The sequence below is a fragment of the Sphingomonas sp. SDUR79 genome (assembly GCF_056821745.1).
Genome location: NZ_JBPDIN010000001.1, coordinates 810,937 through 825,110 on the forward strand (window position 1 = coordinate 810,937; position 14,174 = coordinate 825,110).

A 14,174-nucleotide genomic window follows, 5' to 3' on the forward strand; every position below is an offset into this window, starting at 1 on the left:
AACCGGTATGTTCTGTAAGTCCATATGATCGTGTGACGTTACTACTCAACTTGATGCGGTCTGGGAACTTGTTTCGATCATCGCCAGCAGCGCCTGCGCAAGAATGATACGTTCGCCGGGTGAAGCATCGATCATCGCCCGTTCTGTTTCGCGCGCCTTTTCACCCAGTTGCGTATCGCCGAAATGCGCCGCCGTTCCGGCCAGCTTGTGGATATCGGAGAGCAGCGCGGCGATCGACTGGGCGTCGTCGGCAGCCACCGGGTCGAATGCGCGCAGCGCTTCGGCCAGTGCAGCGCGACGTTCGGCATAGCGCGCCATCAGCGAAGGGGGGATCGGCTCGGCGGCGGCGGGGGCCGTGCTTGGCACCGACAGCACCGGGATTCTACCGGGATGCCGTCGCGCCCAGGTAGCGATCGCGCCTTCCAGCGCATCGCGCCGCACTGGCTTCGCCAGATGCGCCTGCATCCCGGCCGCGAAACACGCGTCGATGTCGCTTTGGTAGACATTTGCCGACAGCGCGACGATCGGTAGCAGTTCGGCGTCGAACCCCATGCTGCGCAGCTGCCGCGTGGCGCCAATGCCGTCCAGAACGGGCATCTGGATATCCATCAGGATCAAGTCATAGGGCGTACCGCCCCGTACCGCTGCCTCTGCCTGCGCGACCGCCTCTGCACCGTTGCTCACCACATCGAGCGTCAGGCCGAGACGCGCCGCGGTCGCGCGGATCAGCGCCTGGTTGATCTCATTGTCTTCGGCCAGCAGCACCCGGATCGCAGCTGGCGGCGCTTCATCGTGCGACCTGTCTCCCAGCGGATCGGTGGGCGGCACGGACTCTCGCGCCAGGGCGGCGGGAATGCAGGGCAGGGTGAAGTGAAAGTTGCTGCCTTCATTGACGCGACTTTGCACCTTCAGGCTGCCGCCCATCAGCCGGACGAGCGAGCTGGAGATGGTCAGCCCCAGCCCGGTCCCCGTTCCACCAGTGCGCGTCAACGGATCGAGCTGCACGAAGGACTGAAAAATGTCGGCAACCCGGTCCGGGGGGATGCCGGGACCGGAATCGACCACGGCAAACCGCATTTGCTCACCGACCCGGTTGATCTCCAGCCGCACGAACCCCTGCACGGTAAACTTAACCGCATTGCCGAGCAAATTGAGCAGAACCTGCCGCAGCCGCAGCTTGTCGCCGCGCACGACCGGCGGGAGCTTCGGGTCGATCTGGACCTCCAGCCACACGTCGCGACGGCGCACGCTGGGCATCAGCATGCGGATCGCCGAATTGGCCAGTTCCTCGATCGCGACGGGTTCGTCGGCGAGTTCCAGATGCCCCGCCTCGATCTTCGACAGATCGAGCACATCGTTGAGCAGCGCCATCATATTGGTACCAGATTCGATGATGATCTGGGCATAGTTGCGCTGTTCGGTGGCGAGCTTGGATTCGAGCAGCAATTCGGCAAAACCGATCACGCCGTTCATCGGGGTACGAATTTCGTGGCTCAGATTGGCCAGGAACGTTCCGCGCGCCTGGGCCTCCCGCTGCGCCGCATCGCGCGCCTTGAGCAATTGTTCGCGCACCCGCGTTTCATTGGTGACATCCTGTATCACCCCGAACAGTGCGCCGGGCTTGCCGTCCGGCCGCTGTTCGGTGCGGCCGAGATAGGACAGGAAGCGCGTCTCGCCATCATCGTCCCGGGTGATCCGCACGCGCAGATTGAACGGGTGGTGGTCGCGCACAGCCGCCAGCATCGCCTGCCAGGTCTGGTCCTTGTCCTCCGCGTGAAGATAGTCGAGCGCCTCGTCTCGCGTGATCGGCCGGGCCTGGTCGCGACCATGGATGCGATAGACCTCGTCCGACCACAGCAATTTGCCCGCCGCGATGTCGTATCGCCAATGGCCGACATGTGTCGTCGCTTCGGTCATCAGCAGCAGGCGGTTGGTCTCGGACAGTTCGGCCGTGGCGCGATCGACCTCGCGCGTCACCACCGCCTCGCGCCGCGCCACCACCGCCAGCACGGCGGCCAAAGCGAGGTTGATGCTAAGCCCGGTCAGCAGGATCAGCAGCGGCTCGTCACTGCGCGTGCGCTCTTCGAACGCGGCGGTGCTGCGCCATTCCAGCAACCAGACACGGCCGGCGACGTGGAACTTTCTGGAGGTGACAAAAGCCGGTCGATGCGTCGCCTTTGGCCGTTCGGACAGGGTATCGTAGACTGTTACCCAGTTATTCGCGGCGTCGCGCGCGCGGATCAGCAACTCGAAATCGCTGTTCTGGCCCTGTGTCACGCCACTGAAGAACCGCTGGGCGGTGAAGGGGTGATAGACCCAGCCGATCAGCGTGCGGCGGCGCTCCGCCACCGTGCGCGGCGGTTCCGTCGCCGCATAGACCGGCCGCATCATCGTAAAGCCATAGCCGGGCCCGCGATACTGGATGAAGTCGAGCGGCCGGGTGACGACCGCCGTCCCGCTGTCGCGTGCCTGGTCGGCCGCCTCGCGCCGTTTTGGGTCGAAGGTGATGTCCATCCCCAGAACTGCGCGGTTCTGTTCGAGCGGGTGGATATAGGTGACGACATAATGGTCGCTGTCCGCCGGCGCGCGCTGGATGCGGTCGATCGCCAGGCCGTTGCGACGGGCGGCCGCCTGAAATGCAGCGACCTCCGCGCGGGGAACCCGCCGGATGAACCCGATGTCGCGGATGCCGGGATTGCTGCGCTCAAGGTCGATCACCTTGGCATAGGCGACCCATTCGTCCCAGGTCACCCGCTCGCCCGCAGTGAACAGGGCGGATGCAGCGTCCAGGCTGTGCGCGGCACGGTTCAGCCGCTCGTGCAACGCCTGTTCGCTTTCCGCAGCCAGCATGGCAAAGCTGGCCCGGCTGCTATCATACACCCGCTCGCGCACGTTGATCCACGCGAACATGGTCAGCGCAAGACCCAGGCCACAGCCGAGCGCGATATAGCCGAACAAGCCGCGGATCGTCGCGCCGCGCCACAGCGCGCGGAAGCGCCGCCGCTCGCCGATCATTGCAAAGGGCGCGACGGTCAGGATGCCAAGCACGTCGCCCAGCGCCCAGGTCGCCATGCTGCCCGGTACCCGCTCGATCGGAAGGTCGCGCAACGCCATTATCGCGAGATGCCCGACCGAAGCCGACACCAGCGCGGGGATCAATATTCCAAGGCCGATCGCTCCGGCGACATCGCGCGCCCGGGTCAGTTCGATATGATCGCCGAAGCGGCGGCGCAGCAGCACATCGGCGGTCAGCACCTGCAGCGTCGCACCACAGGCGGTCCACACCGCCAGGCTGCTCGCGCGCAGCATCCCGGATCCCATTGACATGCCCAGGATCGTGTTGAGCAACAGCGAGGCCAGGAACACCGCCGGCAACAGCCAGCGCCCATATAGCAGCACCGCCGCAACCGCCACGCCGGACGGAAGCCACAACATGGTGACATTGGCTGGCGGAATCGCGAGCTGCCTTGCGATCCATCCGCTGGCGACGAACGCCAGGATCAGGATCAACCCGATCCGGATGCGCGATATCAGTGACAAGGGTCCAGCGTCAGCCGGATCGCCGGCGGACCGCTGGTCAGCAGAAGGGACGTCGCGCGCAGGTTCCACAACATGGTCTATAGCAAGACGCGCGGCCGATGCATCCATCGCGTTACCCGGTTGGGGACGGCGCACCGCGATGGTGATCTGGGTCCGCGCGGAACAGCGTCACCCGGGGGAAATCTCGGTTGGATCTTTGTCAGCGCCGCGCGCGTCCGGCTTCGGCCATCGATACCAAGAGCTGCGCCGCGCCAGCCGCATTGTGCAATCCCCCATGCGTCGATGCACCGGGCAAAACCGTAACCTGTCGCACGTTCGCAAGATCAAGCAACTGTCGGCGCACGGTGGTGACTGCCGGGGTCTGATAAACGATCCTCGGCCGAAAGAGGCTTCGGGCAAGCAATTGCAGCTTTTGCGGTCCGCTGACTGGCCTGGGCGCACCAGCGCCCAGGATCACGATCCCGCCAATCTCATAGCTTTCGTCGGCCGCGCGACGGCAGGGCCATATCATCTGCTTGCCGCGATCATCGTCAACGATCGTCCGCTTGTGTTCGTGGTCGATGCGCTCGGCCATGTGCGGGTACAGACGCATCGATGGCCGGCCGCGCGTCGCCAGCAGTCGCCCCGCATCCGAATGCAACACGGTAAGGTCGTCGGCCAGAAACTGCGCACCTTCGCCGATCAGTTCGGCGGCAAGGCTGGACTTCCCGGCACCGCTGTTGCCCCCGATCAGCCAGGCGCGGCCGTGGACGACCACGCTGGACATGTGCATCGGCAGCGATCCGCGCCAAGCCAGCAACGTCCCGGCGACGGTGCTGTAAAAGGCGACCGGCAGGGTGCCGCGCCACTGTGTGCCCGGCAGAACATCGATCGTTCCATCGGAATAGGCGTCGAATATTGCCTCGTCCTGCCAGTGCATGCGAAAGCCGTCCCCGGCCAGTTCCACACGGGGGCTGATCCGATGGAGGCTGCGATCCTGCAAGGTCTTGGCGAGACGGACGTGGATCGCCGCGTCTTCGTTGATCGACCTTGTCCGATCAAACAGGTCAAGGTCGAGGTCGCAACGCCAATCGTTGCCAAAGCACCGGTACCCATGCCGGGTCGTGGCGGTCACGCCGGATCGACGAGCCGCTTTTGCGCCATCTCTTCAAGCGTGCGGCTTACGCTTGCCTCGCATGCCGATCGTTCCACCGCATATTCGCTAAGAAGCGCATCGACGACCTCCGCTGCGGTGCGCGGCGTTTCAAGGCTGGTCCAGATCGCCAATGCCGTTTCATTGAGCACGACATAGTCACCAGCATCGATGTGCAGCATCACGAAGCTGTCGTCCACATGCGAGCCAACCCAATTGTCGTTACGCTGGTATCGGGTCATCAGCTCAACTTCCTCTCGCCACCAAGTCGCTTATTTTCGAGCCAAGTTCTTGGAGTGAGTGATATTCCTTGTCAAATCGCAGCTCATAGACGGGAAGCATGCGGCACAGCGCCGTCGCCATCGCCAGCATCGCCTGCTGGTGCCCAAGCAATGTGGGCACGCGTGGCCGGTGCCGATTGCGCATGATGGCGGTAAAGGCCTCGATCCCGGTCAACCGTCGGATCGACAGCGGCTGTCCCGGCGCCAGCACGACGATGGCGTCCAGCCGGGTTGCCTGTGCCCGTTGGATCAGCCCCTCCGCCAGCGGTTCGAACCGCCTGGCGGCTTGCGAACGCACAAACACCCCGCCGGGCAGTCCGTTGCACATCGGCCATTGGCCGGACGGATCGATCGCCAGCGTATCGTCCCCGACCAGGCGGGCCCCGCACCCCAAGAACCAGCGCGCAAGCGTCGATTTGCCGACCCCCGATGGTCCGGCAATGGCGATACATTGTTCGTTCGGTTTCAGGATCAGCCCGGCGGCGTGCAACATGAATCGGCCCCGCGACCATAGCAGCGCCGGCATGGCTGTTGCGACGAGCAGCTCGCCGATGGCCGCGATGGCCGCGTCGGGATGCGGTTCGATCCGGATCGAGTTGCGGGCGATCCGATACCGACCGACACCGGGCGGCGCGAAGTCCAGCACATCCCCCTCACGGCGGTAAGGAAAGGGCCAGGGCGGCAATGCCACCGGGTCACCGACGGTGATCGTCACATCGGTTTCAGCTGACGGGAACGGCCAGGGAATCGCGCCCGGGATCGGCGCTGTGCTGGCAATCCGCAAGCCCCAGCCCAGCACCGGCATATCGCCCGACAATGGTGTCATCGTCAGCGACATCCTGCACGAACGTTGGCAGGATTGCGATGATCGGGCAAGCCGACTGAACATCCTGCCGGTCACCAGGGCGCCATGCTTCCCCTGACGACGTGGCCTAGCAGCAGCGCCGCGGGATAGGCGGCGGCGAAGGCCCAGGGGAACAGGGTGAGCCGCATGACGACCGCCGTCGCGATATGGAAAGCGAGCATTGCGGCGAGCGCGGCGATCAGCACCGGCTCGGTCGCGAACAGCGCCAGCGGAAATAACGCCTCGCCCAGCATCAGCGCCCAGCTGCCGAAAAGCGCGACACCGCGCCGCTGCACCAGACGGCCCGCCCACGGCGCGCCCCACACGGCATGGCGCATCACGCCCGCCAACTCGGTGCCGCTGCGCCACGCGGGCTGACGCAGCTTTGAGACGCCGGCGATCATGTAACAGAGCGCCAACTGCCCGCCGCTAACCAGACAGCCGGCCAGCACCAGCCCGGCATCGCCGACCGACAGCCCGACCGTCCCGACCAACGTCCCGGCAAGCACGATCAGGCCGATCTTGTCCGCCCCGCTCGCGCCATGATCGCCAAACAGCAGGATGAAGCTGCCATGGCTCGCCAGCGCCGCCACCAGGCAGACCGTCGCGAGTAACGGCGATGTCGCGAGCAGAAGCGCGACGGCAAGCGCCAATTGCAGGCCCATCCACGTCCGCAGCAGCTGGGTCGATGTGCGGCGGCGGACTTTGCGCAGCGCTGACCTGCCCGGCATCGGCGGCCAGGGGATCGGCCCTTGCGGTCCAAATGCGCTCGCGCCGACAATCCAGTGCACGCTTGCCAGCATCAGCCAGAGGCCAAGCGCAATGCGGGTCGCGGCAAGATAGGGTGCCGCTGTGGACAGCAGATCGGCGTTCAAGGCGCGAGAAACTCCGACACGAACAGGCGACGGGATTCGCCGCTCGTCCAATCGGTCCGCGACAGGGCAATTTGCAGGTCACTCCGGGGCAGTGCCCGGCGCAGATGCGTGCTCAACGTTGCAAAGGCTTGCGTTTCCGCCAACGTCGTTTCGCTGTCGCCGCGCGCGGCGCGGTGTGCCAGCCGGTCGACCGCGATCCAGATCGCGCCGTTTGCGGCATGGTGGGGATGGTAAATCGCATGCCACCAGCGCACAGGCGGCCAGAGCGGGGCCGGCACCCAATCGCTCAAAGTCCCGGAGGAATCGCGCATGCGAACCTCCACCGCCAGCGCATAGCTACCCACGCCCTGAGTGAAAAACAGCCAGCGCGGCAGGATCCCCAGTCGGTCCAGCGTCTGAAACCTGCGACTGAGCGGCCGAAACTGAAACAGCAGCGTCAGCCCGAGCCAGGCAAGCGCCAGCACCACGGCGATGTCGCCCAGAGTGACGTTGCCCAGAGTGACGTTGCCCAGAGTCATGCCGGTGCCCCGGTTGACCGAAATTCTGCCCGATCGCCCTGCATCGTCGGGACTTACGCCAACATCCTGGCGGCGCCAACCATTCGAGTTGTGCGGCGCGCGCTCCATGGTCCATATGTCGCCGCCGATCAGGAGTGCGTTGCCCATGCCGTCGTTCGCCCGGCACAACGATGCCGGCCACGCTCATTATGCGGCGCGGCGCTTTGCCGAGGCGGTTGCCGCCTATGACCGCGCGATTGCCGCAGCGCCCGATCGTGCGAGCAGCCATAGCCACCGTGCCCGCGCGCTGCTGGCGCTGGGCCGCAAGCCGGAGGCGCTTGCCAGCGCCCTGGCGGCGACGCAGGTCGATCCGGACTCACCGGGGGCATGGATCGCGCTTGGCTCAACCTTCAATACACTGCGCCATTATGAAATGGCGCTGAAGGCTTGGCGAAGCGCGTGGCGTCTAGCGCCCGACCATGTCGGCCTGCCGGGTTTGCTGCTGCAGGCGCAGATGCTGTGTTGCGAATGGGAAGGCCTTGACGCGCTGGCGGAAACGGTCGCCGCCCAGATCGCCTCGGGGGAGGGCGCGGTGCACCCCTTTTACTGGCATGCCATCGCCACCGGGCCAGCCAGCCTGTTGCAGGCCGCGCGTAACTGGCAGCGCGGCACCGCGCCCAAAGCGCCCGACGCCGTGGCAGCGCGCCCCGCCTTCCCGCCGCCCCGCACCGATGGGCGCATCCGCATCGGCTATCTGTCGGGGGAGCTCAATCTGTCGCCCAACGGGCTGGTGATGGCCGGGGTGTTCGACCATCATGATCACGCGACATTCGACATCGTCGCCTTCGACAACAGCCCGGAAGACGGATCGCCGCTGCGTCAGCGCATTATCGGCGCCTTCGATCGCGTGATCGATGTCCGCGCGCTCAGCGATGCCGATCTGGCGGCTGCGATCCGCGCCGCGCAGGTCGATATCATGGTCGATCTCAACGGCTATTTCGGCAACAGCCGCAGCGACGCGCTACGCTATCGCCCGGCACCGGTGCAGGTCAGCTATCTCGGCTGCCCAGCAACCAGCGGCGCAGACCATTTCGACTATGCCATCGCCGATGCCGTCGTCGTTCCCGACGCCGATCGGCAATGGCACAGCGAAGCGATCGTCCATTTGCCTGACAGCTATTATCCCACAGACCGGCAGCGGTTCGTGGGGAGCCGACCCTATACGCGCGCCGAATGCGGCTTGCCCGAGCGGAGCTTCGTCTTCGCCTGCTTCAACCATTGTCACAAGGTGCTGCCGGACAGCTTTGCCCGCTGGATGCGCATTTTGCGCGCGGTGGAGGGCAGCGTCCTGTGGCTGCTCGACAGCAATCCGCTCGCCACCGCCAATCTGCGCGCGCAGGCTGAGCGTCACGGCATTACCGCGGATCGACTGGTGTTTGCGCCACGCATGAGTCCCGAAGATCATCTCAGCCGCCATCGCTGCGCCGATCTCATGCTCGATACCTTGCCCTATAACGGCCACACCACGACCACCGATGCGCTGTAGGCCGGGCTGCCGGTGTTGACGCAGGTCGGGCCGACATGGCCGGGGCGGGTGGCGGCGAGCGTGCTGCATGCGCTCGACATGCCTGAACTCATCGCCAGCGACGGCGCAGCCTATGAGCGATGCGCGATCGACCTTGCCCGCCGCCCCGATGCGCTCGCCGCGATCCGGCATCGCCTGAGCGAACGGCGGCTGTCGGCACCCCTGTTCGACACCGCTCGCTATACGCGCCACCTCGAATCCGCCTATCGCGCCATGCACCGCCGCCGCTGCGATGGGCTGCCGCCCGGACCGATCAGCGTGCCGCTGGACTGACACGTTGCGGCGCGTCTGCGCCAAGGCGGCAACCCGGGCCAGGGGGCATTTGCCAAGTCCCTCAAAAGTGATACTTATGCCGGGTAGAAACAGCCGTCTGGGAAATGACATGGAAAGCACGAAGCTGAACGCCGGTGAAGCCGCCATGGGCAAGGCATGGGTCGAACCGTCGATTCGGTCGCTGGATGTCAGCGAAACCGGCGCATTCCCCAATTTGGGTGCCGATGCGCGCGGCAATCCATCCGTGGATAGCCAGGCCAGCTGAACGGCGGGCTCGCAGTCAGTCGCCAGGCGGTTTCAGCTTAGGGCGACGATCGCTGCCGGTGCACCGGGCAGTTCAATGTCCGCAACGCGTTGAAACTGACGGTCGGACAGCGCAACCATGCCGCGGAGCGCGTCGCGCCGCTCGCGCGGCCCAAAGATCGATAGTCCGACGATGACGTGCTGCGCGTTGAACGCGATGCCGCGCGTCATCAGTGCCTCGCTCATCACGAAGCGTTGACCGTCGCTGGCGACAATTTCACCGGACATTGACGCGGCGTACCACAGCCGCCCGTCACCGCTGGCGACGATGTCGTGGCAACCGCGATCCATCAACACCTGTCGTTCGATTGGCCGCCAGTCGGCTCCAAACCACGCGATTTCGCTGTTCCAGGGTGGGTCTAGGCGACCATTGTGCAGCATCACGCCGATCCGCCCGTCGATCTGCGCAATCGCATTGATGTGATGATAATGCGCCGGATCAAAGGGATGCAGCACGTCAACCGGCCGACCATCGAGATCGAAACGCAGGATCGCCTGGTTGGCGGTATCGACGACGTGCAGAAGTCCGTCGATCACCGTGATCTGGTGACAGTGACAGTCGATGCCGCGGGCGATGACGACCGGTTCGGACAATCGCCCATCGCGCAGCGCGAGTCGCACCAGCCGCCCGCGCGGGCGTTCGCGCTGCCGATGCCCGCAGTTTTCGAACAGGAACAGCCAGTCGCCATAGCGGCAAATGCCGAAATACCACCCGAACAGCGCGGTCGCGAACCCATCGCCATTGACCGCGAATACGCCTTTTGATGACGCCACCAGCCAGTCGTAATCCCGAAGATCGGCATGGGCGACGTGTACGTCGTCGCGGGCATAACGGTCCATTGCCAGGGCCGCGCGTAACTGGGACAGGTCGGGTAGGGAGGGGGTGGTGCTCGGCATCGCTCCAGCCCTAATTCGCTGGCTGGACAGCGCAACCCCGGTCTGGTGCGGCTGGTAAGCTTATGGCATCGGGCAATATGGCCCGAATGAGCGGTATTTACGGAATGTTGCGGCGCGATGGTGGTCCGCTGGACTCCAGCGATGCGGCGTTGCTGGGGTTGCCTGATCCGCAGGGCGCGGCGATCCAGTTGCTGCCCGTCGATGATCGCATACCCAGCGCGCTGCATCGCCTCGACGCAGACGGCGCTGTCACGGTGCTGGTCGGTCATGTCGATGATTGTGCCGCGCTGGCCGCCCGGCTCGCCCTGCCACCCGCGACGTCGCCGGCCATATTGGCGCGCGCCGCACTGGCAAGATTTGCGGGCGACACGCCGATCCACATGATCGGCGAATGGTCGCTGCTGCATGTCGATCGGACGGGTCGCGTAACCCTGATGCAGTCGGCGGCGCTGCGTGATCGCATCTTCTACGCCATCGACGGGCCGACGCTCGCCGTTGCCCCCGATCTGGAGGCGCTGAGCCGCCTGCCATGGGTCGGGCGCGAGATCGATGCGACGGGTCTGCTCTTTGCGCTCGGCCGGGCACAGCTGCGCGTCCGGAACGATGGGCAAACGATGCTGCGCCACGTGCGTCGCCTGGAAGCGGGCGGCACCGTCATGATCGACGAACGCGGGGTGCGAACGTCGAGCGCGAATGCGCTGACCGCTTCGCCGCGCTGGGAAGGCGACTTCGCTGAAGCTGTAGAGGAAACCGAGCGGCTGCTGCGCGTCATCGTCGGCGAGCGGATGCGCCGTGCCGGGTCCTGCATCGCCATGCTGAGCGGCGGCCTCGATTCATCGACCCTGGCATGGCTGGCGGCGGAACAGCGTCCGGCGGATGCGCCCTTGTCGCTGATCACGTCCGTGGCGCCGCCCGATTGCGCCCGGGACGACGAGCGGCACTTCGCCGGAGCGGTGGCATCGGCGCTCGGCCTGTCCACCAACCACCTGTTCCCGGATGCGTCGGTCAGCCTTTACCGCCCTGCCGACGCCATTCTTCACGGCGCCAATGGCCCACTGCTGACGACCCGCCACGGCATGACTGAGCCCTTTCAGCACTTCGCCGCAGCGCGCGGCGCGGCGCTGATGTTCAACGGCAACTATGGCGAGTTGACACTCACCGCCAAGATGCCGGTCGATACGTTGCGCCACCGCATGCGCCGTTTGGCAGGAGCGTTGCGTCGCAGCTTCGGCAAGCGTGCCGCCCCGCCGAGCGCGACCGGCCCATTTGTCGTTCGGCTGGCACGTCACCGATTGGCTGCGTTGCCCGACGCGGTTGTCGACGCGCTGGCGGTGCCGGTACCCGTGGAGGAATATCCGACCCGTGACGACAGTTGCGGCTATCTGCCCGGTGCAGCCAAATCGCTGCGCATCACCACCGAACCCTATCCGGGCGCGGTGCGCGAGGATTTTCCGTACCGCGATATTCGCCTGCTGCGCCTGTTTGCAGGGTTCCCCGCGACGTTCCTGACGCATGGCGGCATGACGCGCTCCGTCGCCCGCCATATGCTGCAGGGGCATTTGCCCGATAGCGTGCGGCTGCGCAGCCGCGGGCTGCCCGCTTCGCCTGACCATCTCGATCGGTTGCACTGGCAGGCATCCGGCGCCCGTGAACGGATCGCCACGTTCCGCCAGGCAGGGATCGATGACTGGATCGATCTCGACTGGCTGGAAGCGGCGCTGGATGACGTGGAGGCCAACGGCGTCACCAGCTATGCCCAGGCCAATGACGTGCAGCTGACTACGATGACCGCCGAATATCTGCTGTCCTGGCAAACTCGCTGAGGACGACTCAGCTCGGCCAGATGTCGAAGGCAACACAGATCCGCCGCTCCGATTGGCCGTGCGGATAGGTGCGGTGATAGGTTTGCGAGGGAAATAGCGCGAGCAGACCGGGCCTGGGGCGCAGCAAATGTCGGCCATAGGCCTGGGCGGCGGCTTCCCCCATCAGCGCGTCGCCGATGCCAAAGGCGATGCAGCCACCCTCATCCTCACCCTCCTGAACCGCGCGCGGCACCGCGACATAATAGACGCCGCTCATCCATCCTTCGGGGTGGATATGCCAATGTTCAAAGCCATGTTCCTGCGTGATCGCGCCCCAGCTGGTCAGTATGCCCGATGCCGGACGCGCGGCGACCCAGGGGTGATCGACATCGTCAAGCGTCGCCGCGTGGCGTTCGGCGGTGCGGGCAATCTGTTCCACCAATGCGGCGGCCAACGGCGCATGGCCATTGGCCAGCGAATCGAGGATCTCGGTGTCGCGCGACGCCGTCCCGTAACGATCGCGACGGATCGCGCTGTTGCGCAGGATTTCGTCCGCCAGCGCGGCATTGAACGCCCCGATATCGTCCCACCCCGGGGGCGGCTCCAGCATGATCTCGGCGCGCAACCTGTGCGCCATTTCACCCGCCTGCGCCGCCTCAATTTCGCCCTGGGCTACCAGCGACAGCGTGCGCGAGGCGTGCAACCAGCTATGCGTGACCCCCAGCGCCGCCATCCGGTCCGCCAGCGCCAGTACCGCTGCAGGCTGCTCACAGCGCAGATGGTGCAGGGTCAGCATCCGATACGCGCCCTGATGGTCCGGTTGGAGCGCCAAAGCACCGTTCAGCAAGTCGATCGCCGCAGAATCAGCACCGTCGCGCCGCGCCAGTCGGGCCTTGAGCACCAGCGCGGCGGTGCGCTGACGGTCGTTGATTGCCTGTTCCAGCGCGGCATCGGCCTCGATCGCCGCACGGCGGATATCCCCCGTCCCGTTGCGGGCGAGCAGCGCCTCACACAGCAAGGCGCGCTCAACGAAGGTCAGCGGACCGGCCGGACTGTCAGTAAGCAGCGCGATGCACGCGTCAAACGCATCGACACGGTTGAACAGCCTGGCCAATCGCGGCCGCAATATAGCCGACCCAGGATTTCGCCGTACCGCTTCACGCAGCAGATCGCATTCTTGCCGCGAGTTGAGCGCGGTGCCGCGTTCAGGCGTGATCGAGATGGAGACAGCCATTGCGGCTCCCACGCGATGCGCGTCGCCGGCCCGCGACGCGATCAGCAAGGCGTTGATGATGCGGCATTCTCATTACCATCAGCGCTAGGCTCGCGACGCCCCTTTTGCAATTGCCGCGACAGGCTCCGCACGACGTTGCCAAGGCCGCCTCGGCATCGCGGTCAGCGCAATGCCGTCACAGCATCCGCGCGCGATGCTCTTCAGAGGGAAGCCAGCAGTCAGTCCGTTTGCCGAAAAGCCGGTAGCGGTTCCGTGCGATCAGCCGGTAGACAGGGTCACGCAGGATCGCCGGTATGATCCGCAAAACCGACGCCAGGCGCCACGGCCAGCCGAGCTTTTCATAGATCGTGATGATCGCATCGCTGTCCTTGTGGACTGCGGATTTCCCGATGACCAGGATGCTGGTCGGGTCATCTGGATCCAATCCGTGCTGGCGGAACAGGCTGGCCCCGACCTGCCCCTGCATCGGTGCCAGATAAAATCGCCGCGCCCTGTCATATGTCAGCACGATCTGCGCATTGGTCGAACACAGGACACATTCGGCGTCGAACAGAATGATGTGACCCTGTTCAAGCAACGCTGAAATGCGCGAATCCGCTTCGTCATCTAACACTATGATGGCAATCCCGAACAACCGCTGTTCTAGTTCGCCTTGCGCCCCGCCGATTGCAAGCAGCTTGTCCGCTTGAGTCTCCGCCCCGCTTCAAACCCGCGCGTCGGTTCGCGTTCCAGATGCGTGCGACGGCATTGCGGTCTTTAACCGCCTGCGGATCAAGCCACTCAAAATGTTCGGATGAATTGGTCGGGGCGACAGGATTCGAACCTGCGACCCCCACACCCCCAGTGTGATGCGCTACCAGGCTGCGCTACGCCCCGACCGAAGGCAGGCCCTCTAGGCGGGTGTGGCGGGG

Annotated in this window: 11 protein-coding genes, 1 tRNA gene and 1 pseudogene; 3 read left to right on the forward strand and 10 right to left on the reverse strand. The window is 65.3% G+C overall.

What is annotated here, in order from left to right; translation table 11 throughout:
- Positions 1 to 45: 45 nt before the first annotated feature.
- From ACRYLO_RS03935 to ACRYLO_RS03960, 6 genes are all read right to left on the reverse strand, one after another.
- Positions 46 to 3,510: a CHASE domain-containing protein gene (locus ACRYLO_RS03935; protein ID WP_482658967.1), complete on the reverse strand. Its 3,465-nt coding sequence runs from the start codon at positions 3,508 to 3,510 to the stop codon at positions 46 to 48.
- Positions 3,511 to 3,739: 229 nt separating this feature from the next.
- Positions 3,740 to 4,654, reverse strand: coding sequence for a hypothetical protein (locus tag ACRYLO_RS03940; RefSeq protein WP_482658968.1), 915 nt, complete (start codon positions 4,652 to 4,654; stop codon positions 3,740 to 3,742).
- Entirely contained in the window at positions 4,651 to 4,914 is a 264-nt protein-coding gene (locus ACRYLO_RS03945) for a PqqD family protein (protein WP_482658969.1), read from the reverse strand. The genes ACRYLO_RS03940 and ACRYLO_RS03945 overlap by 4 nt, the downstream gene beginning before the upstream one ends.
- Before the next feature lie 4 nt (positions 4,915 to 4,918).
- The gene (locus ACRYLO_RS03950; protein WP_482658970.1) at positions 4,919 to 5,791 is read right to left on the reverse strand and encodes a hypothetical protein; all 873 of its coding nucleotides are present in this window, start codon (positions 5,789 to 5,791) and stop codon (positions 4,919 to 4,921) included.
- A gap of 59 nt (positions 5,792 to 5,850) precedes the next feature.
- A complete protein-coding gene (locus ACRYLO_RS03955; protein ID WP_482658971.1) occupies positions 5,851 to 6,672 on the reverse strand; it encodes an HTTM domain-containing protein in 822 nt (273 codons plus the stop codon).
- Complete coding sequence (locus ACRYLO_RS03960; protein WP_482658972.1) at positions 6,669 to 7,337, reverse strand: hypothetical protein; 669 nt, start codon at positions 7,335 to 7,337, stop codon at positions 6,669 to 6,671. The genes ACRYLO_RS03955 and ACRYLO_RS03960 overlap by 4 nt, the downstream gene beginning before the upstream one ends.
- On the opposite strand from ACRYLO_RS03960, the pseudogene ACRYLO_RS03965 reads away from it, so the two are divergent.
- Positions 7,336 to 9,027 (forward strand): annotated as a pseudogene (locus ACRYLO_RS03965) (O-linked N-acetylglucosamine transferase, SPINDLY family protein). The gene ACRYLO_RS03960 and the pseudogene ACRYLO_RS03965 sit on opposite strands and share 2 nt — an antisense overlap.
- A 109-nt stretch (positions 9,028 to 9,136) precedes the next feature.
- Positions 9,137 to 9,292: a hypothetical protein gene (locus ACRYLO_RS03970; RefSeq protein ID WP_482658973.1), complete on the forward strand. Its 156-nt coding sequence runs from the start codon at positions 9,137 to 9,139 to the stop codon at positions 9,290 to 9,292.
- Positions 9,293 to 9,324: 32 nt separating this feature from the next.
- On the opposite strand, the gene ACRYLO_RS03975 is transcribed toward ACRYLO_RS03970, so the two are convergent.
- Positions 9,325 to 10,227 (reverse strand): NHL repeat-containing protein, encoded by a 903-nt coding sequence (locus tag ACRYLO_RS03975; RefSeq protein WP_482658974.1) that lies wholly within the window; start codon positions 10,225 to 10,227, stop codon positions 9,325 to 9,327.
- Between the two features lie 86 nt (positions 10,228 to 10,313).
- Here ACRYLO_RS03975 and ACRYLO_RS03980 point away from each other — a divergent pair, with 86 nt between their 5' ends.
- A complete protein-coding gene (locus tag ACRYLO_RS03980; protein ID WP_482658975.1) occupies positions 10,314 to 12,050 on the forward strand; it encodes an asparagine synthase-related protein in 1,737 nt (578 codons plus the stop codon).
- Between the two features lie 7 nt (positions 12,051 to 12,057).
- Here the strand turns inward: ACRYLO_RS03980 and ACRYLO_RS03985 are convergent, their stop codons facing one another.
- From ACRYLO_RS03985 to ACRYLO_RS03995, 3 genes are all read right to left on the reverse strand, one after another.
- The gene (locus ACRYLO_RS03985; RefSeq protein ID WP_482658976.1) at positions 12,058 to 13,263 is read right to left on the reverse strand and encodes a 2OG-Fe(II) oxygenase family protein; all 1,206 of its coding nucleotides are present in this window, start codon (positions 13,261 to 13,263) and stop codon (positions 12,058 to 12,060) included.
- A gap of 175 nt (positions 13,264 to 13,438) precedes the next feature.
- Complete coding sequence (locus ACRYLO_RS03990; protein ID WP_482658977.1) at positions 13,439 to 13,897, reverse strand: thiol-disulfide oxidoreductase DCC family protein; 459 nt, start codon at positions 13,895 to 13,897, stop codon at positions 13,439 to 13,441.
- Positions 13,898 to 14,062: 165 nt separating this feature from the next.
- Positions 14,063 to 14,139, reverse strand: a tRNA-Pro gene (locus tag ACRYLO_RS03995).
- Between the last annotated feature and the right edge of the window lie 35 nt (positions 14,140 to 14,174).

Bases quoted from the DNA above. Each gene is read 5' to 3' on its own strand.
- ACRYLO_RS03945 (WP_482658969.1), bottom strand. From the start codon at position 4,914: ATGACCCGATACCAGCGTAACGACAATTGGGTTGGCTCGCATGTGGAC.
- ACRYLO_RS03950 (WP_482658970.1), bottom strand. From the start codon at position 5,791: ATGTCGCTGACGATGACACCATTGTCGGGCGATATGCCGGTGCTGGGC.
- ACRYLO_RS03960 (WP_482658972.1), bottom strand. From the start codon at position 7,337: ATGGGCAACGCACTCCTGATCGGCGGCGACATATGGACCATGGAGCGC.
- ACRYLO_RS03970 (WP_482658973.1), top strand. From the start codon at position 9,137: ATGGAAAGCACGAAGCTGAACGCCGGTGAAGCCGCCATGGGCAAGGCA.
- ACRYLO_RS03975 (WP_482658974.1), bottom strand. From the start codon at position 10,227: ATGCCGAGCACCACCCCCTCCCTACCCGACCTGTCCCAGTTACGCGCG.
- ACRYLO_RS03980 (WP_482658975.1), top strand. From the start codon at position 10,314: ATGAGCGGTATTTACGGAATGTTGCGGCGCGATGGTGGTCCGCTGGAC.
- ACRYLO_RS03985 (WP_482658976.1), bottom strand. From the start codon at position 13,263: ATGGCTGTCTCCATCTCGATCACGCCTGAACGCGGCACCGCGCTCAAC.